The organism is Flavobacterium magnum (assembly GCF_003055625.1).
GTDB classification, from domain to species: domain Bacteria; phylum Bacteroidota; class Bacteroidia; order Flavobacteriales; family Flavobacteriaceae; genus Flavobacterium; species Flavobacterium magnum.
Genome location: NZ_CP028811.1, coordinates 2650798 through 2672528, shown reverse-complemented (window position 1 = coordinate 2672528; position 21731 = coordinate 2650798). Strand labels below are relative to the sequence as shown.

Annotated in this window: 21 protein-coding genes; 13 read left to right on the top strand and 8 right to left on the bottom strand. The window is 46.8% G+C overall.

The genetic code is table 11. The annotated features are described in order from the left end of the window. Positions 1-16: 16 nt before the first annotated feature. From HYN48_RS11310 to HYN48_RS11300, 3 genes are all read right to left on the bottom strand, one after another. Positions 17-2311, bottom strand: a complete 2295-nt coding sequence (locus tag HYN48_RS11310; RefSeq protein WP_108371783.1) for an oxidoreductase — start codon at positions 2309-2311, stop codon at positions 17-19. Position 2312: 1 nt separating this feature from the next. Beyond that, positions 2313-2918, bottom strand: coding sequence for a flavin reductase family protein (locus HYN48_RS11305; protein WP_108371780.1), 606 nt, complete (start codon positions 2916-2918; stop codon positions 2313-2315). A 120-nt stretch (positions 2919-3038) separates the two neighbouring features. Continuing rightward, positions 3039-3635, bottom strand: a complete 597-nt coding sequence (locus tag HYN48_RS11300) for a hypothetical protein (protein ID WP_108371778.1) — start codon at positions 3633-3635, stop codon at positions 3039-3041. Positions 3636-3947: 312 nt separating this feature from the next. Here HYN48_RS11300 and acs point away from each other — a divergent pair, with 312 nt between their 5' ends. Both acs and HYN48_RS11290 read left to right on the top strand, forming a co-directional pair. After that, the gene (gene acs / locus HYN48_RS11295; RefSeq protein ID WP_108371776.1) at positions 3948-5855 is read left to right on the top strand and encodes an acetate--CoA ligase; all 1908 of its coding nucleotides are present in this window, start codon (positions 3948-3950) and stop codon (positions 5853-5855) included. A 22-nt stretch (positions 5856-5877) separates the two neighbouring features. After that, a complete protein-coding gene (locus HYN48_RS11290) occupies positions 5878-7152 on the top strand; it encodes a hypothetical protein (protein ID WP_146171768.1) in 1275 nt (424 codons plus the stop codon). Positions 7153-7207: 55 nt separating this feature from the next. On the opposite strand, the gene HYN48_RS11285 is transcribed toward HYN48_RS11290, so the two are convergent. Further along, complete coding sequence (locus tag HYN48_RS11285; protein ID WP_108371772.1) at positions 7208-8119, bottom strand: SIMPL domain-containing protein; 912 nt, start codon at positions 8117-8119, stop codon at positions 7208-7210. A 155-nt stretch (positions 8120-8274) separates the two neighbouring features. On the opposite strand from HYN48_RS11285, the gene HYN48_RS11280 reads away from it, so the two are divergent. Genes HYN48_RS11280 through HYN48_RS11235 form a run of 10 tightly spaced genes read left to right on the top strand, consistent with a single transcriptional unit; the run spans position 8275 to position 15295 of the window. Then, positions 8275-9192, top strand: a complete 918-nt coding sequence (locus HYN48_RS11280) for a hypothetical protein (RefSeq protein WP_108371770.1) — start codon at positions 8275-8277, stop codon at positions 9190-9192. Position 9193: 1 nt separating this feature from the next. After that, on the top strand, positions 9194-9739 hold the full coding sequence (locus HYN48_RS11275; RefSeq protein WP_108371768.1) for a hypothetical protein: 546 nt from the start codon (positions 9194-9196) through the stop codon (positions 9737-9739). A gap of 33 nt (positions 9740-9772) precedes the next feature. Further along, complete coding sequence (locus tag HYN48_RS11270) at positions 9773-10924, top strand: NAD(P)/FAD-dependent oxidoreductase (RefSeq protein ID WP_108371766.1); 1152 nt, start codon at positions 9773-9775, stop codon at positions 10922-10924. Further along, complete coding sequence (locus tag HYN48_RS11265) at positions 10896-11603, top strand: methyltransferase domain-containing protein (RefSeq protein WP_108371764.1); 708 nt, start codon at positions 10896-10898, stop codon at positions 11601-11603. Before HYN48_RS11270 ends, HYN48_RS11265 begins: the two co-directional genes overlap by 29 nt. Further along, positions 11600-12652 (top strand): type III polyketide synthase, encoded by a 1053-nt coding sequence (locus HYN48_RS11260; protein ID WP_108373588.1) that lies wholly within the window; start codon positions 11600-11602, stop codon positions 12650-12652. Before HYN48_RS11265 ends, HYN48_RS11260 begins: the two co-directional genes overlap by 4 nt. A 2-nt stretch (positions 12653-12654) precedes the next feature. Next, a complete protein-coding gene (locus HYN48_RS11255) occupies positions 12655-13095 on the top strand; it encodes a 3-hydroxyacyl-ACP dehydratase FabZ family protein (protein ID WP_108373586.1) in 441 nt (146 codons plus the stop codon). Beyond that, positions 13092-14366 carry a beta-ketoacyl-[acyl-carrier-protein] synthase family protein gene (locus tag HYN48_RS11250; protein ID WP_108371762.1) on the top strand — a complete coding sequence of 425 codons (1275 nt, stop codon included), beginning with the start codon at positions 13092-13094 and terminating at the stop codon, positions 14364-14366. The genes HYN48_RS11255 and HYN48_RS11250 overlap by 4 nt, the downstream gene beginning before the upstream one ends. A 6-nt stretch (positions 14367-14372) precedes the next feature. Continuing rightward, on the top strand, positions 14373-14624 hold the full coding sequence (locus HYN48_RS11245; protein ID WP_108371760.1) for a phosphopantetheine-binding protein: 252 nt from the start codon (positions 14373-14375) through the stop codon (positions 14622-14624). Continuing rightward, positions 14621-15145 (top strand): 4'-phosphopantetheinyl transferase family protein, encoded by a 525-nt coding sequence (locus HYN48_RS11240; RefSeq protein WP_108371758.1) that lies wholly within the window; start codon positions 14621-14623, stop codon positions 15143-15145. The genes HYN48_RS11245 and HYN48_RS11240 overlap by 4 nt, the downstream gene beginning before the upstream one ends. 51 nt (positions 15146-15196) lie before the next feature. Further along, on the top strand, positions 15197-15295 hold the full coding sequence (locus tag HYN48_RS11235) for an LPXTG cell wall anchor domain-containing protein (RefSeq protein WP_108371755.1): 99 nt from the start codon (positions 15197-15199) through the stop codon (positions 15293-15295). Between the two features lie 3 nt (positions 15296-15298). Here the strand turns inward: HYN48_RS11235 and HYN48_RS11230 are convergent, their stop codons facing one another. Next, on the bottom strand, positions 15299-15898 hold the full coding sequence (locus HYN48_RS11230) for a 3'-5' exonuclease (protein ID WP_108371753.1): 600 nt from the start codon (positions 15896-15898) through the stop codon (positions 15299-15301). A gap of 1 nt (position 15899) precedes the next feature. Beyond that, the gene (locus HYN48_RS11225) at positions 15900-17816 is read right to left on the bottom strand and encodes a DUF294 nucleotidyltransferase-like domain-containing protein (RefSeq protein WP_108371751.1); all 1917 of its coding nucleotides are present in this window, start codon (positions 17814-17816) and stop codon (positions 15900-15902) included. Positions 17817-18133: 317 nt separating this feature from the next. Here HYN48_RS11225 and HYN48_RS11220 point away from each other — a divergent pair, with 317 nt between their 5' ends. Next, positions 18134-19765: an NADP-dependent glyceraldehyde-3-phosphate dehydrogenase gene (locus HYN48_RS11220; protein WP_108371749.1), complete on the top strand. Its 1632-nt coding sequence runs from the start codon at positions 18134-18136 to the stop codon at positions 19763-19765. A gap of 130 nt (positions 19766-19895) precedes the next feature. Here HYN48_RS11220 and HYN48_RS11215 read toward each other — a convergent pair whose 3' ends face one another. After that, positions 19896-20288 carry a hypothetical protein gene (locus HYN48_RS11215; RefSeq protein ID WP_108371747.1) on the bottom strand — a complete coding sequence of 131 codons (393 nt, stop codon included), beginning with the start codon at positions 20286-20288 and terminating at the stop codon, positions 19896-19898. 31 nt (positions 20289-20319) lie between these two features. Next, a complete protein-coding gene (locus HYN48_RS11210) occupies positions 20320-21723 on the bottom strand; it encodes a sensor histidine kinase (protein WP_108371745.1) in 1404 nt (467 codons plus the stop codon). Positions 21724-21731 lie beyond the last annotated feature (8 nt).

Genomic DNA, 21731 nt, shown 5'->3' with positions numbered 1-21731 from the left:
ATTGTAAATATCAATGTCAATTCTTCTTATGTGTTTCAGGTTTAAGGGCCTTTTTCATCTGTTCCTTCTCCCTGCGTGCTGCGGCATGCAGCGGATATAAATGCGTCGTACCGGCAAAATACGGTTGCGGTATGTCATCAGGGCGGAAATTTTCATACGCCTGTGCATGGCGTACAAAATTGGGGTCGAGCAGCAACGGCCTGCCGAGCGCCACGAGGTCGGCACGGCCATTCAGCAATATGGTATTGATCTGGTCGATATCCTGGATAAAGCCGGTTGTAATCGTAGGAATATTCACAGTATTCCTGACGCTATCCGAAAAAGGCGTCTGCCACATGCGGCCCGGTTGCGGTTTCTGATGACTTACCGTATTTCCTGTAGACACATTGATAATATCAGCGCCGGCGGCTTTAAATGCCATGCTGATTGAGATAATTTCTTCCATGGTAATGCCGTTTTCTGCCCAATCCGACGCAGAAATGCGTACGGAAATCGGTTTATCGGCATTGAACGCTTTTCGCATCGAATCAAAAACCTGTAACGGAAAACGCAGTCGGTTTTCAAGGCTTCCGCCGAAGTGGTCTTGTCGTTTATTAGTTAACGGAGAAAGGAAAGAAGCAAGCAGAAATCCATGGTGTGCCTGTAATTCAATCATATCAAAACCGGCTTTATCAGCATTAATGGCAGCCCGTGTAAATTCTGAAATCACGATCTCCATATCTGACGCATCAATTTCTTTTGGTACAGGCATATGTTCTGCAAACGCTATTGGCGAGGCTGAAATCAGTTCCCAGCCATTTTCGAGCGGAATATTGTTGCCGACAGCAGGGACATTCACACTGCCTTTTCTTCCGGAATGACCAATCTGCATTCCTATTTTTGCACCACTGTGTTCATGTACAAAATCAGTGATTTTCTTCCATGCAAAACCCTGTTCCTCAGACCATATACCGGCGCAACCGGGAGTAATACGTCCGGTTGGTGAGACGGCGGTCATTTCGGTTAGAATCAAGCCAACGCCGCCCAAAGCGCGCGCACCATAATGAACCAGGTGCCAGTCAGAGACCAAACCGTCTTTGGCGCTGTATTGCCCCATCGGCGACATGACGATGCGGTTAGGCAGTTCGATGCTGCGCAGCGTGAAAGGGGTGAAAGCAGGCGGGGTGTTTTTATTTTCCTTATTCTGATGGAAGCCCCGGAGTACCTTTTCGGTAAACGCGCTGTCGCGTAAGGCCAGGTTTTCAAAGGTCACTTTCTTTGCCCTTGTCATTACACCGAATGCAAACTGCATAAAATCATGCCTGACGTGTCGGTCCATGTTTTCGAACCAGTCAAGCGAAACATTCGCAGCGTGCTGTATGGTTTCAACGCGGTTCCGACGCAGTTGCTCGTATTTGGCGAACGCCTTTTCCTTGTCAGTGCCAAACTCTACGATGGCGTCTGATAGGGCGATAGCGCATTCCATCGCCAGTTTTGTTCCTGAACCGATTGAGTAATGCGCAGTGGCTTTCGCATCGCCGAGCAACACGATGTTTCCGTGTGACCAATATTTGTTCGTCACTGCCGGGAATTGCCTCCAGAATGATTTGTTTGATATGAGTCCGTGGCCTTGCAATTCTTCGCGGAATATTTCAGACAGTTTGTCGATGGTACCGACTTCGTCAAAGGTGTCGAACCCGGCATGGGTCCATGTTTCAGGCGTACATTCGAAAATCCAGGTACTCATGCCCTGTTCGTATTGGTAGGTATGGGCAACGAAGGTGCCGAACGGCGTCGTTCGGAAGAAATAGGTAAAAGCGTCGAGTGGCCGCGTAGAGCCCAACCATACGAATTTGTTGCGCTTCATCTCGATATGCGTACCGAAAGCGGCAGCCTGCGTGTCGCGGAGCTGGCTGTTGATCCCATCAGACGCCACGATATAGTCTGCGTCCGCGAAAATGGAAAGGTCATCAACATTGGCTTCAAAATGAAGGTTGACGCCTTCTTCGATGCATCGTTGCTGTAATAATTGCAGCAGGGTCTTGCGTGAGCAGCCGCAGAAGCCGTTGCCCGTTATGCGTACGACCTCGCCGTCACGGGCCACGTCAAGGTCGTCCCAGTATGCGAACTTGCTTCGTATCAACTCATAGGATTTAGGATCCCGAGTCAGGAATTCACTGAGTGTTTCATCAGAAAAAACAACACCGAATCCAAAACTGTCATCGGATTTATTTCTTTCATATACATCAATCTGTACCTGCGGCATCGCCTTTTTGGTCAGGATTGAAAAATACAAGCCACCGGGGCCACCGCCAATAACTGCTATCTTCATATTATGCTCGTTTGACTGTAAAGATTTCGCCCATCCTGGAATAGTTGGCACCGGCCAATCTTGAAATCGGTTTGTACCGATCCATGTCAATGCCAAAACCTTCTAGCAGCACCTCGTCATCAATGTGGAACATCACGATCTTTCCGATCACGACCACGGCACCCCCATACTGATGGTTTTCGAGTTCATAATGGTGCACCAGTTCACATTCCATTGTAATCGGGCTCTCGCCAACGCGGAATGGCTTTACTTTGATTGATTCCAGGGCAGTGAGGCCGGCGAGTTCAAATTCATTGACATCGGCCGCTACGGTTTCCGAGGTTTTGTTCATTTGATCAACGATGTCTTCCGTGACCATGTTGACAACAAACTGTTTGGTCGCCAGCACATTATTCAAGGTGTCCTTGTTGGCCCCGCTGGAGCGCGCCGCTGAGAACATCACATGTGGCGGATCGTCGCCGACGACATTAAAAAACGAGAATGGTGCGAGGTTTGGGATGTTGTCTTCGCTCAGGGTCGAAATCCACCCGATGGGACGCGGAATGACGGCACCGGTAAGCAGTTTGTAGACCGATCGCCGGTCGTTCAGGGCAGGATCAAATTGCATCAGTTGGTTTGTTTTTTACAAACTTAAATGAAAAAAAGGAAATAATCAGCGGATAAAAAAATTAGCGGACCAGATAATGGACTAATCTGCATTCGCTAATCCTCCGATACATTACCCTGCCTAAGGAATATCTTTTGACTCGATTAATGTGTAGGTAAATGAGTTGCCGTGGATCGCCCTGGCCTTGTTGCAAATCGACATGAACTCGTTAAAATCCTTCACCCTCTTGAATACCTGGCAGCCTTCACTCCAGTTTTCCACGTACTGGGATTCGGTTGTCGGGTTGCTCCTGTGGATATTGATCCCGAAAACGCCTTCCTGTATGGTCGTCTCATCGAAACTCATATCCTTATTTTTGTCGCGCCAGACTTTCACGTTTTTCTGTTGTTTGAGCGCCTCATATTTGTTTTGATGCAGCCCGATGCTGTGGGATCCACGGTACTGGTTTGGAATGAGCCTCGCGACACCGTTCGGGTTTGTAAATTGCCTGACGGCTTTAGTACCCGGGTCGGTCGTGATGGGCCAGACCTTAAACTGCCATGCCCCGGCAACCTTGTAGGAAACGGTCAGGAAATCATCGAAAACGTTCGTGACACTTTTGCCCGGCGCAGTATTCCGAATCCCGACAATGTTTACATCATAGTCCTTCGGACCTTCAAACCAGACGTACTTTTTGGATTTCAATGCGGCTTCAACCTGTTCTCTTGTATAGCTCATGACTTATCAGTTATTGGTTAGTAACTTCCAAACTTACAATTACTTAAGCAGATGTAAAATACCCATTAGGGGGTATTTTTTTTTGCTATTGGCGCGCGCGATTCTTCAGATCTGTATCCGAAGTTTAACTCCAATCCAGCCGGTACGGAAAAAAACAAAGCGTACCATCTTTGCAAACCATGATACCGGACAGGAGCTGTTTGCCGATTGATGGTCTGGAACCGGGCGGGCCTGCATCACGATACATTTGGTAAAATAATGCGGTCAGATTACCGATGAATACCTACTTTTGTTTTTACCAAAACCGAAGCGATGAGTTACTACAAGATTGAAAGTTTAGAGCAATACTTTAAACATTACAATAAATCGATCCGCGAGCCACGGAAATTCTGGGGCAAGATTGCAGAAGAAAATTTTACATGGTACCAGCAATGGGAAAAGGTGGTTGAATTCAATATGGCGGAAGCCGATGTAAAATGGTTTGTGGATGCCAAGGTCAATATCGTCAAGAATGCGATCGACCGGCATTTGGCACGCCGTGGTACAAAGACCGCAATTATCTTCGAACCCAACAATCCTGACGAGCCTGCGTTGCACATCTCTTATAATGAGCTGCACCAGCGCGTGTGTAAAATGGCCAATGTGCTGCGGGCGCAGGGCATCACCAAAGGCGACCGCGTATGCATTTACCTGCCGATGATGCCGGAGCTGGCGGTTTCCGTACTGGCGTGTGCAAGGATCGGCGCGATACATTCGGTGGTATTTGCCGGATTTTCTGCGGCGGCGCTGGCAACGAGGATTAGTGACTCCGAATGCAAAATGGTCATTACCTCAGATGGCGGGTACCGCGGCAATAAGACGATTGACTTAAAAAGCATAGTTGACGAGGCGCTGCAAAGCTGCCCATCGGTACAAACGGTATTGGTCGCCAAACGGACGCACGAGCGAATCAACATGCGCCCGGACCGTGATATTTTGCTCCAGCCACAACTTGATGCGGCGTCAGACAATAATGTTGCGGAAATCATGGATGCGGAAGATCCGTTATTTATCCTGTATACTTCAGGTTCAACCGGCAAACCCAAAGGCATGGTGCATACTACAGCCGGTTATATGGTGTATACCGCTTACACTTTCAAGAATGTTTTCAATTACGAAGAAAATGATATTTTCTGGTGTACGGCAGATATCGGCTGGATCACCGGCCACTCGTATATCTTATACGGTCCGCTGCTCAATGGTGCCACTACGGTGATGTTCGAGGGCGTGCCGTCTTATCCTGATTTCAGCAGATTCTGGGAAGTGATCGAAAAGCACAAGGTGACGCATTTTTACACCGCGCCTACCGCCATCCGTGCTTTGGCTAAAGAGAATATTGATTACATACAGCCATTTCCGTTGAAGTCCCTTAAAGTAATCGGCTCCGTGGGAGAACCCATCAATGAGGAAGCCTGGCATTGGTATAACGACCACGTAGGAGGGAAGCGCTGCCCGTTGGTAGACACCTGGTGGCAAACCGAGACCGGGGGCATCATGATATCGCCATTGGCGTTTATCACGCCTACCAAACCTACGTATGCCTCGCTGCCATTGCCAGGGATACAGCCGGTGTTGATGGACGAAAAACGCAATGAGATTGAAGGCAACCAGGTTACGGGCAGCCTGTGCATCAAGTTTCCGTGGCCGTCGATTGCGAGGACCATCTGGGGTGACCACCAACGGTATAAGGATACATACTTTTCGACATTTCCCGGCAAATACTTCACGGGTGACGGGGCATTACGCGATGAAGTAGGATATTACAGAATCACCGGCCGTGTAGATGATGTGATTATCGTTTCCGGGCATAACCTGGGCACAGCGCCTATCGAAGACGCCATCAACGAACATCCCGCAGTGGCGGAAAGCGCAATCGTCGGATTTCCGCATGACATTAAGGGAAATGCACTGTACGGGTACATTATATTAAAGGAGACCGGGGAGAGCAGGGACCGCACCAACCTTGCCAATGAAATCAATATGATGATTTCGCATCAGATAGGCCCGATTGCGAAGTTGGATAAGATCCAGTTCGTGAGCGGGTTGCCGAAAACACGCAGCGGGAAAATCATGCGGCGCATCTTACGCAAGATTGCGGAAGGTGATTTTTCTAATTTCGGGGACATATCGACATTGCTGAATCCTGAGATCGTAGAAGAGATAAAGGACGGGAGGATTTAGAATGTCGGATCACAAATTGTTAATGATGACCAGATTCAGGAAGATTATCAAAACGCTCGTTGTTTTTTTCATTTGCCATAGTGCCTTTTCTTTCGTAAGACCCAGCCATTGCCTTGCCTTATTCGACATTCATCGCGGCTATAACGCATTTAAGAACATAGCGGTATACAGCGTCGGATATCGTCCGGACCTTGCTTCTGCAGCCATTATTTATGAGCGGTTTCCCGAAGGCAATGAATCGATGAAGGCAGCCTCACAATTCCTGATGGATTATGCCGTGCGCTCCAACCATCCGGAAAAAGACATAATCCTTGCCACAGAAAGCGATGCCAACGGACATTTCCTGTCCTACCTGAGCCTTGCCGAGGCTGTTGCAGAAAGTGGAAAAGACTGGCAATACAATTCAAAATTAAAGGAAACCCCGTCATACAACAGCCTCTACCATCAGACGATTATCTGGGAATACGCTTTCCAGTGGGATTCCCGGAAACCAGGCGATGCATTTACAAACCCCGGCTATGATTTTATCACATCCTACGATGCCCTTTTGGCAGCTGGCAAGCAACTTACTGAAAGTGAATCCTTGTTATATCAGTTATTTAAACTCCAGATCCGTTTGAATGCAGATAAGGATGTCACCGCGTTTCTATCTCAATTGGAAACACTTATAGCAAAGCATCAAAAGCATTTTTCGATCAGTAATTACAAGAAGTTTCTGGCGAAATATTATCCGGATTACAAGCCGGCCACTCCATTCAGAAATACGTCAAATGACAATTTTGATACTGACGAAGAAAATGCTAATCCCATTTTTGCAGGTGTTAACAAATCGGCCGATACTTTAGATGAGGCCATTGTTTTGTTAAAGCGAAATCCGTTCCGCACTGATTTGTTTGGCTACAGCCAGGTGGAGAGGATGATGAAAAACGAAACGTTTGAGCATATTATGAAGTGCCTTTCTGAACTGGAAACCATGGAAGCTTCTTACCCCAAAGTGTGCTCGGTTTCTGCTAACTCTTTTGACCTGATCAGGAATGTCATCGACAGTGAAAGTATAAAATTTAATGAAAAACAATCCCTTACGTTAAAAAGCAGGCTGCTTAAAAAATGGGCCGATTTCCATATAGCATGCCACATCACATTGTTTTTCTATATCGACGAAATAATCGTCAGCTACTGGAACGAACTGCCCGCAACGGAGCAGGCAACCCTGAATGCTTATTTCGAAAAGGAATTTGACAGGACCGACAGCCACAATTACCTGCTGCAGTTGCAGAAAGCATTGAAACTAAAGTAATTTGTACCCGAAAAGCAGCCAGTAAGCTGCTTTTGATGTTCAGAATCCGAGGCTGTCAACGTGGTGTATAACTCACCACCATTTCCATAACATATTGCAATCCTACAGCCGGGACGTCGGCATTGAGCACCGAGTCATATAAGTCAGGCTGTCGGCCGTCGTAGTAAAAGGTCCTGCTTTTGCGTTCTTCCTGCTTTACATAGCTCTTGTCTGAATAGTAGTCGCTCCTGAACGTAACGTCCGAACTCTCATAAGCTGTAAAATTCTTATACTGGCTGCCCGGCTGTACGCTGTAATAATTAATACTGATCTTCGGCTGGCTGTACAAATCCGGGTTATTGACGTCCTTATTCGATTTTTGCTTCCTTTGCGCCAAAATCCGATTGGCTTCCGTGAGCATCGTCTCATAGATTTTTTGCGGATCCTTGCAGAAATAATCGACTTTAATGATGTTGAAAATCCCGTACTCGGAAGCAGTTTCCACCAAGGGGTCAAAAAGCGTCATCCGATTAAGCCTGATGATCAGGTTCTTTTTGATTTCAAATCCTTTTTCCTGCTCGGTAAAGCTGGTCTGCCGGTCTTCGGTCTGCGATTTGAAATCGTAAATCTTGGTTTGCGAAATAAAATCCGTAGCGACATCTTCCGCATTGATTCCCATTTTTTTAAGTGCCGCCCTGAAGCTTTCGATGCGTTTATTGATCTTTTGGTTGCATTCCTTCGGATTGGGGGCTTCCTGATTCAGTCCCAGCGTAATGAGGTAGGAATCCGCGCTGACGTTATTCAGCACATTAATCTTGTAGATCAGCTGCGAGCCGTTATCGACAATTTTTTCGGCATTCGGATTGTGCATCACTTCATGCTGTTCATTGTAACGATTGTGGTCCGTTTCATACAAATGGTTGCCGGTGTGTTGTGCGATTGTTGCATTCAGGAACAGGCATCCCGCGATGGCAAAGATTGTTTTCATAATAAAAATAATTTAAAAGTTTATGGCGCAAGATTACAGCTGTCGATCGGAAAGCCTTTGGTAAAGCCGCTTTCCAGTCACTGTAAAATATTTCCAAAGTTTTACAGTACATTTACAGCAGTATTTTTCACGCAAAAATTACTTTTGACCAACCAATGACCCAAACGGATCCATTTCAGGAATTGAAAAAGGAGGTGCTTCTCGAATACACGAGGCATTACCCTTACTTTCAGGGCTCCTGGAAGAATTTCAGCAGCCAGGATATCCAGAACCTGATCCTGCTCGTCGAACAGCAGCTGCGCGAACGCATCAGCGAGAAATGGATCTACACACACCTGAAGCCTGAGACGAATGACAAGCTTCCGCGCAAGGATATGCTTGACATTATGTGCCGCTTCGTCGGTTACTCGGGTTGGGATGAATTCCGGCTCAAGGATTTGTCGGCCGTGGAATTAAAAGCTGACAGGACGCAAATCTGGAAAAAGCGTGGCGTTGCCATGTCGATACTGGTCGCACTGCTTATCATCGCGGGGTTTTCGATTTATTTCTATCCCAGGGATCAAAAGACGCATACCATCGAACTCAAAGATGAATTTACGAAGAAGAACGTGAAGTCGGAAGACGTCAGGGTGTACCAGTTGGAAGACAACAAGAAGATTCCGCTTGTCATTAAGGATGAAAAAGTGGAAGTCAGGGTCAATAAGGGCAAAAGCACCAAAATTGTCATTGAGAGCCCATATTACAAAAATAAGACGGTAGAAATCAGCCAGCCCGAGCAAAAACAGACCGAAGTGCTGATGAAACCTGACGATTACGCAATGATGCTCAAAGCTTTCATGCTGTCGGATGTTAAGGATTGGCAGACCCGGAAAGCGCAACTGGACAAGATTCTGGCCGACGATGTGGAAGTGCTGCTGATGCTGCGCGACAACCTGGGAACGGAATACCTGAACAAGCAGGAATTTTCAGGGAAATTGATCGTGCCTACCGATGCCGTCAGGAAAATGAAGATCGTCGAAGTGAACAACGACAAAGACAACCGTATTAATTTTATACGGATTATACAGGAATAATATGCTAAGGAAATTGGCCGTCATCGGGTTACTGTTTTGCTCCCTGTCCTTTTTCGGGCAGTCGGCGTCAATGGAAAATAAGAAGGGCATGAAATCCAACTTTTCCCGTGCCGCATTGGGGGCATGGCAGCAGCATTCGCTGGATCAGGTCAGGGATTATTTCCAATACCTGGAAATGCTGGCCAATGAAACGACGTCTGATGCGTTAAAAGCGCAACTTAAGGAAAATATCTATGCGCTGTTCAATTCAAGGAACACGATGGTCATTGACATCACCACCGCTGACAAGGCGCCCGTCACACTTGAGGCGCTGCTCACTAAAATGGATAAATTCAACCAGCCGTTAAAAATCACACTCAAGAAGAAACGGCTTTCGAGCTATTTTTCAGACGATTCCTGGATGAACATCTACACGCTCGAGATTGCGGTCAACAACAACATTATGGTGAACGACGTGTCCCAGAAAATATACTTCCAGCCGCAGCTTAAGGATTTCGGTGGCAGGAAAAAAGAAGTCTGGTCGATCCAGCTCGGTGAGATGGAATAATTCCGTAGAGATTTTGCGTACCTTTACGCTGCTATGAAAAATGTACTTATCATCGGCGGCGGACTGGCCGGTTTGACGGCAGCCATACATCTCTCCAGGTCCGGTCTGCGGGTCACCCTCGTCGAGAAAAACCATTACCCTAAGCATAAGGTGTGCGGCGAATACATTTCCAATGAAATCTTACCGTACTACGAATGGCTTGGCCTTGACATCGGTTCGCTTCATCCGGCAAAAATTTCCACACTTCATTTTTCATCGGCCAAAGGCAAAACAATAGGTTGCCGACTGCCGCTCGGTGGATTTGGCGTAAGCCGTTTTACGCTCGACCGTTACCTGAGTGAGAAAGCGACGGCAGCAGGAGCCAACAGGATCACAGCCACCGTTGAAGAAGTCACCTTTCACAATGACACCTTTACCGCGTTGCTCGACAACGGGACCAGGCTGCATGCAGATATTGTCATTGGTGCGCACGGCAAACGCTCCGCATTCGATATCAGGATGTCACGCGAATTCGTTTCGAAAAAGTCGCCATGGCTCGCCGTAAAATCACACTATAAAGGCCATTTTCCGAAAGAAGTGGTCGGCCTGTACAATTTCGACGGCGGATATTGCGGCGTGTCGAATGTCGAAAGCGGCATCATTAATATTTGTTATCTGGCGGGCTACTACAGTTTTAAGCAATATAAGAGCCCTACTGAATACGAGCGCAATGTGCTCGGGAAAAATCCGCAGTTGAAACGTATTCTCGAACAGGCAACACCGCTTTTCGAGAAGCAGCTGACCATCAGCCAGATTTCGTTTGCCTCAAAGGACTGTGTCGAAAACCACATTCTGATGGCGGGCGATGCCGCAGGACTGATCCACCCGTTGTGCGGGAACGGCATGGCTATGGCAATCCACAGTGCCAAAATCGCATCGGAATGCATATTGGAATTCTGCCGTAATCCGCAGTTTTCCAGGGCAGACATGGAAATGGCCTACACACAGGCATGGAAAAAAAATTTCAGCAAAAGATTAAAAACCGGTAAAGCGTTAGCAAAAGTGCTGCAAAATGGGTATCTTTCAGCTGTATTGATGCAATGCGCGTTTTGGTTCCCGATGGTGCTTCCCTTCATCATCCGCAAAACACACGGAAAAGTTTTAACAGTAAGCACCCATGTCCCTGAATACCAGATACCGGTCTGATGCCGCAGAAATTATGGACGATTTCAGCCTTGAAGGCGAGACGTTGCGCGACGCTTTGGATAAGATTGAAGGCATTAACCATTGGCTCGGCGGGAATAAGGTCGTGCTGGAAGGCATCAGGAACCTGATCGGCAATCCAAAAAGTACCCAGACGATTACGGTCTGCGACGTCGGCTGTGGAAACGGTGCCATGCTGCGGTGCATCGCCGATTATGCGCTGGTGAATAACCTCAGGATGGAACTTACCGGAATTGACGCCAACCTTTTTACGGTGGATCATGCCAGAAAGCTGTCGCACCATTACCCCAACATCGTGTATAAATGTGAAGATGTCTTCCAAAAAGACTTTGGTGAATATGATGTCATTGTCTGTACGCTGACGATGCACCACTTTAAGGATGATCAGGTTGTAAGCCTGATGCAGCGGTTCTACGCAAATTCACGAATCGGGATTGTCATTAACGATTTGCACCGAAGCGCACTCGCATACCGGCTGTTTCAGGTCGTTTGCTTTGTATTCCGGCTCAACAAAATGTCTAAGGACGATGGCCTCGTGTCCATTTTACGCGGATTTAAAAAAACGGAATTGATGGCCTTTTCCGAGAAACTAAACTTTCAAAATTACAGCATCCGTTGGAAATGGGCGTTCCGCTACCAATGGATCATTTCAAAAATATGAGTGTACGAATCAAGTCGGTTGCCAAACAGCTGCCGCAATATTATAAAAACACCGAAGACATACTGCCATTTTTAGACGCCTGGCTTTCAGGGCAGGACGAGCGCTTTGTCAAAAAAGTAAAAAAGATATTTGAAGGGGCTGGTGTCGATCGCCGTTATTCGATTATGGAGCCGGAAGAAGTCTTTACCGCAACCTCGTTCGAGCAGAAGAATGACATTTATACCCGTGAGGCCATCATCCTGGGTGAGAAAGTTTTGGTGAAGGCACTCGAAAAGGCGGGTTGGGAACCGGACCAGCTCGATTATATCATCACGGTAAGCTGCACAGGTATTATGATTCCTTCATTGGATGCCTACCTGATCAACAAACTGAAACTACGCCAGGACATCGTGCGACTCCCGGTAACAGAAATGGGATGTGTTGCAGGCATTTCCGGAATAATTTACGCTAAAAATTTCCTGGCCTCAAACCCCGGCAAGCGTGCCGCAGTCATCGCCGTCGAAAGCCCGACAGCCACATTCCAGCTTGACGATTTTTCAATGGCCAACATCGTGAGTGCGGCTATTTTCGGGGATGGTGCGGCCTGTGTGCTGCTGTCTTCAGATCCTGTTGACGAGGGCCCGGAAATCGTTGATGAGGAGATGTACCATTTTTACGACAATGAACATATGATGGGTTTCCGGCTGACCAATCAGGGACTCAAAATGGTATTGGATATTGAGGTGCCTGATACGATTGCCAGCCATTTTCCTGACATCATCCATCCGTTTTTGGCTAAAAACAATTTACGCATCGAAGAGGTGGACCACCTGATTTTTCATCCGGGCGGGAAGAAAATCGTGCAAACGGTCGAGGCCCTTTTTTCCGGCCTGGGGAAAAACATTGATGATACCCGGGAAGTACTGAAAACCTACGGAAACATGTCGAGTGCCACGGTGCTGTATGTGCTTGAGAAATGTATGGAGCGAAATCCCGCGAAAGGTGAAACAGGCGTGATGCTGAGTTTCGGTCCGGGTTTTACAGCCCAACGTGTTTTGCTAAAATGGTAAATATGGACGCGCAAACTATCATTTCTAAATTGCCTTATACCAAGCCGTTCCTGTTTGTTGACGGGCTCACGGACGTGAGCGCAAATGGTATCGAAGGACATTATACCTATACCGCCGACCATGATTTTTTCAGAGGCCATTTCAAACAATATCCTGTGGTGCCGGGTGTAATACTGACAGAGACCATGGCTCAGATTGGAGTAGTCTGTCTTGGGATTTTTTTATTAAATGATGAATTGAACGAATCCATCGTAATGGCCTTAACATCAAGTGAAATTGAATTTTTAATCCCGGTATTCCCCGGTGAAAAAGTAACCGTGATTTCAGAAAAGATTTACTTCCGTTTTGGGAAGCTGAAATGTCGGGTCAGAATGATCAACACACAAAATGATACGGTAGCCGAAGGCACTATCGCCGGAATGATCACAAACAGGAACACATGAAGAAACGGGTTGTCATCACAGGATTGGGCGTTGTCTCACCTAACGCAACAGGGATTCGCGGGTTCAGCCACGCCTTGGCCAACGGTGTATCAGGCATACGGTTCGACCCGGAGTTGGACCGGCTGCAGTTTTCATGCAGAATATCCGCTAAGCCACAGCTCGATAACGATACCATCCTGAAGTATTTTACAGAATTGGAACTGCGTAATTTCAATTCCACCGGAATCCTATATGGCGTGATTGCGGGCATGCAGGCATGGTCTGACGCAGGCTTAACGTTGCCTGTGGCCGGGATACCGGATTGGGACAGTGGTACCATTTTCGGGACAGGGACATCGGGTATCGATAAATTCCGTGAAAGTATTTATAAGATTGACGATTTTCAGACCAGGAAACTGGGCAGCACCGCCGTAGCACAGACGATGAACAGCGGGGTGAGCGCCTATCTTGGCGGAAAATTGGGATTGGGCAACCAGGTGACCACCAATTCTTCAGCATGCACCACCGGTACTGAAAGTATCCTGATGGCTTACGACAGGATCGCGCTGGGCAAGGCCAAACGCATATTGGCCGGAAGCACCAGCGATTCGGGTCCGTATATCTGGGGCGGATTTGATGCCATGAAAGTGTGCACCTTCCGGCACAACGATAATCCCGAACAAGGCTCGCGACCCATGTCAGCTACAGCGTCAGGCTTCGTTCCGGGTAGTGGCGCAGGTGCTTTGCTGCTGGAAGACCTTGACAGCGCATTGGAAAGAAATGCGACCATTTACGCAGAAGTCCTCGGAGGAAATGTCAATTCCGGCGGGCAGCGCGGTGGCGGTACCATGACGGCTCCCAATCCGGATGCGGTGAAAAAGTGCATTACCGCAGCGTTAGCCGATGCGGGGATTGCGCCGGCCGACATAGACGCGATCAACGGGCACCTGACCGCAACGTCGAAAGACAGCCTTGAAATACAAAACTGGACTGAGGCATTGGGTAGGGAAGGGGCGGATTTCCCCTACATCAACTCATTGAAGTCAACCGTTGGACACTGCCTTTCCGCGGCGGGCAGTATTGAATCTGTAGCGGCAGTGCTCCAAATTCATGAAGGTTTCATTTTTCCGAACGTGAACTGCAATGATCTGCATCCGGAAATTGCAGCGCGTATCAGCGCCGGGAAAGTTCCTCTGAAGGCCATTTACAGGGACATCAATGTCGTTGCCAAGGCGAGTTTCGGGTTTGGCGACGTCAATGGCTGTGTCATCTTTAGAAAATATCATAAATAATATATCATGAACGCTACCATTGCGAAACTCAGGGAGATTATCAGGCCCTATGTGAAAGAACTAGACGCCCTTGAAAACCTGACCCAGGAAACCGACTTCATCAATGACCTCAAAATCAACTCCGCGAACCTCGTGGACATTGTGCTCGATATCGAGGAAGCATTTGATATTGAAATCGACAACCAGTCGATGGAAAAAATGCTCTCCGTACGGGCTGCATTGGAAATTATCGATGAAAAACTGGCCGGCAAAGCATGATTGGCAATGATTTGGTAGATTTGGCCACGGCCGCAAAAGAAAGTAACTGGAGGCGAAAAGGCTATCTGGGCAAAATTTTCACCGACTCCGAGCAATCCTATATAAAAAATTCGGTGCTGCAGGAAACGGCGGTCTGGGTTTTATGGAGTATGAAGGAAGCCGCATACAAAATTTGGAACCGGAAGAGCGGAATCCGCAGCTTTAATCCCAAATCGTTTCAATGCGACGTTGCACGCATGAACCAGTCGGCGGCAAGTGGCACGATCCGGGTCGGCGGTACTTTTTATTTATCTGATACCCAAATCAATTCGGAGTTTGTCCATACCGTATGCCGGATAGCTGACTGCAGAAAACCGCTGTTTGTGACAATAGTGAAACATGAGTCCGACATCGAACGCCGAAACGATTTAACGCGCGATATGAACGGAATTTTACGTGTGGCGGGCGTACCCGGCGCATTGATTTCGAAAAGCCATCACGGAGGATATTGTAGTTATTTATCTACATTCAAAATGATCTGAGCTAAACGATTTTAAACTAAATTTGGCTCACTTTAACCAAAAAAACAACAAATGTCAGTAGACGATATGTTCGGATTATTGCTCATTGTCGCAGGCATTGCGTTCATTGGCATCTTCTTTTATATTTACAGCAGAAGCCGTAAAAAGTAGTTTTTATTTAAGTCCCAGCCTGGATTTTAACTTCAGGAACATCAGCGCGATCGCGTAAGCATCTTCAGAGGCTGACACTTTTTCTATTGCGGGCATTTTCAGGAGGCTGCTGAGTTCGGCTAGAGTAAAGTGCTTGTCATCGTTAAGGTCTTTCCATTTTTGGTACATGATCTCGATATCGAGTGCCTCATTCTTGAGTCGGCCGCAGTGTAACTTTTCCAAAGCCTCATTAATCATTTCCACGTCGAAATTCACGCGATGACCCACGAGCGTCGCATTACCGATATAATCCACAAACGCCTTGATGCCATCCGGTTCGAGCGCTTTGGGTTGCCTGCTTTCAACGATAAATTCGTTGGACAGCTGGTGGTCGTGATTGTAGACATATTGCAGCAGCACCACTTCATAGCTGTCGCCGATAATTATCTCATCGTTCAGGATTCCGAAACCGCTGATTGAAAGTATGACATCTTTTTTGTAATCGTGCCCGGTAGTGGTGATGCTCAGCGCAACGAAACGCGGCGAGCGCCTGTCAAATTTTGACAGATACGCTTTCCAGAAATCCGGATAGTCCTTGTTGATATTTTTGAGCCAGTCAAGCATGTTATGAGAAAAAAGTCAGCTGGTATTTGTTTTTTATAATTTCCTCGAGATCCTTCAGTGGCAGGAAACAGTTTTTGAGCTTTTCCCGATCAGGTTTGGTCAATTCTTCGATAGAAATAAACTGTCCGTCATTGCCGTTGCGGATTCCGCTGATGGTCCGGAATTTAAGCAGCATCAGGAACGCTTCGGCACAGTTCATGTAAATGTCCGCATATTTGGGTTCGTTAGCGGCCAATTGCTTAAAGCGCGAAAATGTATTGTTGACACCCTTGATGTGGTTGCTCAGCGTCAGTACACGCGCTGCATCGACGTAAGGCATGATGGCGCGGTTCTTGATATCGAAGAGTTCCTTGTGTTCGCCCTCTTCCTCAAGGTTAAACTGCTTGAAAAAACTCAACGGCGGCGGCTTCCTGATGGCCTCGTTCCCGAGGAATGCAAAGAATTTTTTATTTTTCCGTGCACTTAGATTGCTGAAAATACTATCGGTCAGCGCTTCTTCTAGTTGGATTTCACCAAAAGCGATTTCAAAATCAAAGAAGATACTGTAACTGTCTTCGGGCTTCGCAGCAGGATTGGTCATCCACTCATCGAACTGGTTGGTCCAGTCGGTCATCGACTTGCACCAAACCATATTGCCCGCCATATGGCCATATCGGCATAATGGATAACCGACAGTTTCCAGCATGCTGATGACGCGTTTGGCCAGTTTGAGGAAGTAATCTTTTACGTCACGGTACTTATCCGCGGCGACGTCTTCAAAAACGAGCATACTGTCCTGATCCGTCATCAGGAGTTGCTCTTTTCGTCCCTGGCTTCCGATGCTGAGCCATGCAAAGCGGGCAGGAGGGGAGCCTATTTCGAGTATTGCCAGGTCAACCGCACGTTTGATGATGGCCATATTCACTTCGCCTGCGATGTTGTTAATGTGTGAGATCGGAATTTTATTATCTATCGAAATCCGGATAAAATCAGCCAGTTTCTCCCGAAGGTGCTTCAGTTCTGAGGCATCGGGCGCTTTCTTTATTTCCTTAACCAAAATGCCCGGGTTATTGGACTGGGCCGAAATGATATCATGCTGTGAAATTATGCCCCTGATTTGGGTTTTGTCCGTACCGTCAATCGTAACGCACAAATATTGTACGTTCTGGCGGAGCATAAACAATTGTGCCTCAGCGAGCGAGAGGTTTTCCGGCACGGTAATTACGGGCGACATGATGCTGTTAACCAACGTGGTGATGTAAAACCGTCCTGTAGCGACCTTCGAGCGGAATTCCGAATCGGTTACGATGCCCAGCGGAATGTTATTTTCCTGTACGATGACACACCCGGTGAGGTTATCGGTCATCAATTGCGCTACTTGCTGTACAATTGCTGTCGGGGCCACCGTGAGGGGCTTTTTGTTGTAATCAAGCGATTGGAAATACTGAATTTCGGTCTGGCTGTCGATATACTGTACGGTGTCGTTGATGAGTTTATTCTTGTTCTTATCCAGAGAACTTCGGGAAGTACTCGCAAAGCTCTGTAGCAGAAAGTCGAGGACGGCGGTGTTGTTTGCCACGAAAGGCCTGAACGTGGCGATGGGTATCGCATACAGGATGCTGTCTTCGCGGGCCTTGGCGGTCATCTGGTAATTGTTCTTTGCAAAGAAAGGACGTAGTCCCATGATATCCCCGGGCTCGCAACGATTCAGCAACGTTTCTTCGGCATCAGAAATTACCGACAGATTGATTACGCCCGCACCAACTACATAAAAACAATCATGCAACGGGTCGTCAATCTTAAATATGGCTTTGTGCTTCTCGAGCGTGATCACGCGAATATCCATGGCTACCTGCGTGAGCTCATCGAAGGTCAGGTTTGTAAATGGGGGATATGCTGACAGGAAGTCGGCAATCCGTTCGGCGATACTATTTTTCATATGCAGGATAAAGTGCTTAAAAATACGGATTTTTTACCTGAAGCGGAAGGCCGGCGTTGGCAAAATATCAATAAGAAATCAACAAATCCACGGTCGATGTTTTTTATTCGAATAACAGCGTGGTCGAAAAATCATCTTTAAAATGTTAAGTTTTCTTAAAACTATCTAAAAAAAGTGTTTTTATAAAAAGTAGTCATTATATTTACTACTGAAATTTCAATTTTTGTAAATAAACATCTGACGGATAATACTACTTATTAATTCACTAAAAGACATTGTTTTGAACAATGTCTTTTTTGTAACCAATACTCCCAAACATGCAGCAAAATCAATTTGAACAGGCACTGGAACAACTATTTACTTCGGAGGAGGCGATTCCTGAATCCTTCAGGATTTCGCAGGTACATCAGCGGGAATACCTTTGTGACGGCGAGATGAAGCGCTGGGACGGAGATGTTCACGAAGTATATTCACCTGTATATCTCAAAACACCCGACGGCCTCAGGCAGAAACTGATTGGGAGTTATCCGCTCGCTACAGAAAAGGAAGCGCACGAAGCGCTGGATGCCGCAGTCAATGCGTACAACAACGGCAGGGGCGCATGGCCTGTAATGAGTGTGGCCGAACGCATCCATTGCGTGGAACAGTTCACCGGGAAGATGATTGCGCAAAAGGATGTGATTGTAAAGCTGATCATGTGGGAAATCGGAAAATCACATGCCGACTCGGTTAAGGAATTTGACCGCACCGTAGAGTATATTTATGCCACGATTGACGCGTTAAAAAACCTCGATCGCGATTCATCCCGATTTGAGATTGTCGAAGGCATCGCCGCGCAGGTGCGGCGCTCGCCACTTGGTGTAGTACTTTGCATGGGGCCGTACAACTATCCTTTAAACGAGACATTTACAACTTTAATTCCCGCGTTGATTATGGGGAATACGATACTTTTTAAACCACCAAAATTCGGAACATTGCTGCATTACCCGTTGCAGCGCGCTTTCCAGGAAAGTTTCCCGAGAGGTGTGGTGAACCTGTTGTATGGCAGGGGGAATGTGATTATTCCCGGACTGATGCAATCCGGAAAAATTAATGTGCTGACCCTGATTGGCTCAAGTAAGGTGGCAAACGAACTTAAAAAGCTGCATCCCAAAGTGAACCGGCTCCGCGCGGTATTGGGTCTCGACGCTAAAAATGCTGCGATAATTACGTCGAAAGCCGATATTCCATTGGCAGTGAAGGAAGTACTGACGGGTTCATTATCGTTTAACGGGCAGCGCTGTACCGCATTGAAGATTGTATGGGCGCACCGGAGCATAGCCGAGGAGTTTATCGCGCAGTTCAGCCAGGCAGTGTCCAACCTTACTTTCGGACTGCCTTGGGACAACGGCGTATCGCTCACCCCGCTGCCTGAACCGGATAAAGTAGCGTACCTTGACTCCTGCATTGCGGATGCCCTCGAAAAAGGCGCGAAAATAATGAACGAAAACGGTGGCAAATCAAAAGCCTCATTCTTTTTCCCTGCAGTGGTTTACCCTGTGAACAAGGAGATGCGACTGTACCATGAAGAGCAGTTCGGGCCAATTGTACCGATAGTGCCTTTTGATGACGCGGAAGAGGTGATCGAATACCTGATCGATACGAAGTACGGCCAGCAGGTCAGCATTTTTACCAACGATGCCGACGAACTTTCTGAACTGATTGATCCGTTGGTAAATCAGGTAAGCCGACTTAATGTCAATACGCAATCTCAACGCGGTCCCGATGTTTTTCCGTTTACCGGAAGAAAGGACAGTGCTGAAGGAACGTTATCAGTCACCGATGCGATCCGGTCATTTTCAATCCGATCGCTCGTAGCGTTCAAGATGACCGAAAACAATACACGCTTAATCAATGAGGTGGTTAACGAAGACAAGTCAAATTTCCTGAGTACGAAGTTTATCTTTTGAAATAAGACCTTGATTTCAAAAAGCAAAGCCATTCCGATGCGGAGTGGCTTTTCTGATATTCAAGTACAGTAAACTGTTTCTGATACAATTTCTATTTTACATAATATAAATTATAGTTCAGAATGATATATTATTTTTTTGAAAGCCTGAGCGTTTTCGGTATATCGGCGTTTTCACCATTTAATGTGAACGTCATTATGCCATCTTCAAGCGTTACGACCGCTGAGGCCAACGCTACGTTGTCTTTAAGCAACTGGATATGCCCTTTGTCATTTTGCACATATCCTGAAATCTTATAGTCAGTCGTGTTTTTTCTGGCCGGGTCCTGATAATTGAGTTCGCCGGTCAGAACTGTTTTTACCTGGCGTATGTCAAGCGTCATTCGTCCGAGACCAACTGCAGTATTTTTCGAATCGTAATGTCCTGTGAATACGGTTACTTTGGGTTTGCGTATTGTGGTAACATTCTGTGCATAATTGCTGCAGTAACAAAGGATTATGCCGATAATTAGTAATTTTTTCATGGTTTACTGCATTTTCTATTTTACAATAAATTTATTTCGGAAGATAAATGTGAAATGCAGCGCCTTCGTTTTCCTTTCCAAATGCGCTGATAAATCCGTTGTGGTTCTCGGCAATTTTTTTGCAGATAGCCAAACCCAGTCCGGTGCCTGAATATGTAAGTTCCGTTTCAAGCCGTCTGAACAGCATAAAAATATTTTCTGCATACTCCTGGCGAAAACCAATCCCATTGTCTGCAACCACAATTTTAATAAATCCGGAATCATTAATCTTTTTTCCATTCTTTGAGACATGTTCCGCGATGGGTTCCTGTGAAATGTTAATCTCAGGCGGGACGCCTTTTTTTGAATATTTGATTGAATTCGAGAGTAAATTTACAAAAAGCTGCTGTATCTGGAACGGGATGGCATCAATGACAGGCAGACTGCCGATGGTAATTACTGCTTTCTTTTCCTCTATGTCCAGCGAGAGCTCGTCAACCACTTCCCTCATCAAAAGGTTCAGGTCGATTTTTACGAAGGGCCGGTCGCCTTTTACGGCCCTCGAGTAATTGACCAGGTCGATCATCAGGTTCTGCATCCGATTGGCACACATCCTGATCCTTGCAAAGTAATTTTTACCCTGATCCGACAGATGCTGCGTTTCATTGCCGTCAAGCCTTGAAATAAACATCTGGATTTTACGCAGCGGTTCCTGCATGTCATGGCTTACGATGCTGTTAAATGACTCCAGTTCCGCATTGATCTGTACCAGCTTGAGGTTGTTTTCGCTGAGTGTCCGTGCAGACTTTTTAAGGCTCACCACATCGGCATTCATCTTGGCATACGCAAGCAGGAATACGACCAGGGACAATATGGCAAGGATGCCGGCAGTCCAGCTCGATTCGCTGATTTTATCACTGTGGTACTGCTCCTGCCCTCTTATTTTATATTGCTGGGTATTGATAAGTTTGTTGGTGAAATCCTGTAAATTGTCGCTATAAGTAATACTTTTTAACAAATTGAAATTCAATTTATTATTGTCATACTTCGTGTGAGCTACTGTCCGGAACGTATTTTCAAAAGCGCTATCCCAGCGGTGTAACAGCCCTGTCAGGCTGTCGATTCCGGAACTGAATTCAGGATTTTTCAGGCTAAGCTTCTGCAATCTGGAAATTCCGATCGCAAATGCTTCTTTTTCTAACTGGCGGTCCCTTAAATAAAGGCTGTCCCTACTGATGATGAAACTGCGTAAGGCCGATTCGTTTTTGTTTACCGCGGATGAGATATGCTCGAGTTCAAACCGGACCGCATTCGAATTTTCGATGGTTTTTACCGAATCGCTCAGATCGGTCATCTGGAAATAAAATTTCGTAGTAAGGTATCCGATGGCGATCACCAGTACGCAAAGCACAAGCCGGAGCAACATCTGGAATCGGAATATACCGGGAAATTTCATTGATATAC

Bases quoted from the DNA above. Each gene is read 5' to 3' on its own strand.
- HYN48_RS11310 (WP_108371783.1), bottom strand. From the start codon at position 2,311: ATGAAGATAGCAGTTATTGGCGGTGGCCCCGGTGGCTTGTATTTTTCA.
- HYN48_RS11305 (WP_108371780.1), bottom strand. From the start codon at position 2,918: ATGCAATTTGATCCTGCCCTGAACGACCGGCGATCGGTCTACAAACTG.
- HYN48_RS11300 (WP_108371778.1), bottom strand. From the start codon at position 3,635: ATGAGCTATACAAGAGAACAGGTTGAAGCCGCATTGAAATCCAAAAAG.
- acs (WP_108371776.1), top strand. From the start codon at position 3,948: ATGAGTTACTACAAGATTGAAAGTTTAGAGCAATACTTTAAACATTAC.
- HYN48_RS11290 (WP_146171768.1), top strand. From the start codon at position 5,878: ATGATGACCAGATTCAGGAAGATTATCAAAACGCTCGTTGTTTTTTTC.
- HYN48_RS11285 (WP_108371772.1), bottom strand. From the start codon at position 8,119: ATGAAAACAATCTTTGCCATCGCGGGATGCCTGTTCCTGAATGCAACA.
- HYN48_RS11280 (WP_108371770.1), top strand. From the start codon at position 8,275: ATGACCCAAACGGATCCATTTCAGGAATTGAAAAAGGAGGTGCTTCTC.
- HYN48_RS11275 (WP_108371768.1), top strand. From the start codon at position 9,194: ATGCTAAGGAAATTGGCCGTCATCGGGTTACTGTTTTGCTCCCTGTCC.
- HYN48_RS11270 (WP_108371766.1), top strand. From the start codon at position 9,773: ATGAAAAATGTACTTATCATCGGCGGCGGACTGGCCGGTTTGACGGCA.
- HYN48_RS11265 (WP_108371764.1), top strand. From the start codon at position 10,896: ATGTCCCTGAATACCAGATACCGGTCTGATGCCGCAGAAATTATGGAC.
- HYN48_RS11260 (WP_108373588.1), top strand. From the start codon at position 11,600: ATGAGTGTACGAATCAAGTCGGTTGCCAAACAGCTGCCGCAATATTAT.
- HYN48_RS11255 (WP_108373586.1), top strand. From the start codon at position 12,655: ATGGACGCGCAAACTATCATTTCTAAATTGCCTTATACCAAGCCGTTC.
- HYN48_RS11250 (WP_108371762.1), top strand. From the start codon at position 13,092: ATGAAGAAACGGGTTGTCATCACAGGATTGGGCGTTGTCTCACCTAAC.
- HYN48_RS11245 (WP_108371760.1), top strand. From the start codon at position 14,373: ATGAACGCTACCATTGCGAAACTCAGGGAGATTATCAGGCCCTATGTG.
- HYN48_RS11240 (WP_108371758.1), top strand. From the start codon at position 14,621: ATGATTGGCAATGATTTGGTAGATTTGGCCACGGCCGCAAAAGAAAGT.
- HYN48_RS11235 (WP_108371755.1), top strand. From the start codon at position 15,197: ATGTCAGTAGACGATATGTTCGGATTATTGCTCATTGTCGCAGGCATT.
- HYN48_RS11230 (WP_108371753.1), bottom strand. From the start codon at position 15,898: ATGCTTGACTGGCTCAAAAATATCAACAAGGACTATCCGGATTTCTGG.
- HYN48_RS11225 (WP_108371751.1), bottom strand. From the start codon at position 17,816: ATGAAAAATAGTATCGCCGAACGGATTGCCGACTTCCTGTCAGCATAT.
- HYN48_RS11220 (WP_108371749.1), top strand. From the start codon at position 18,134: ATGCAGCAAAATCAATTTGAACAGGCACTGGAACAACTATTTACTTCG.
- HYN48_RS11215 (WP_108371747.1), bottom strand. From the start codon at position 20,288: ATGAAAAAATTACTAATTATCGGCATAATCCTTTGTTACTGCAGCAAT.
- HYN48_RS11210 (WP_108371745.1), bottom strand. From the start codon at position 21,723: ATGAAATTTCCCGGTATATTCCGATTCCAGATGTTGCTCCGGCTTGTG.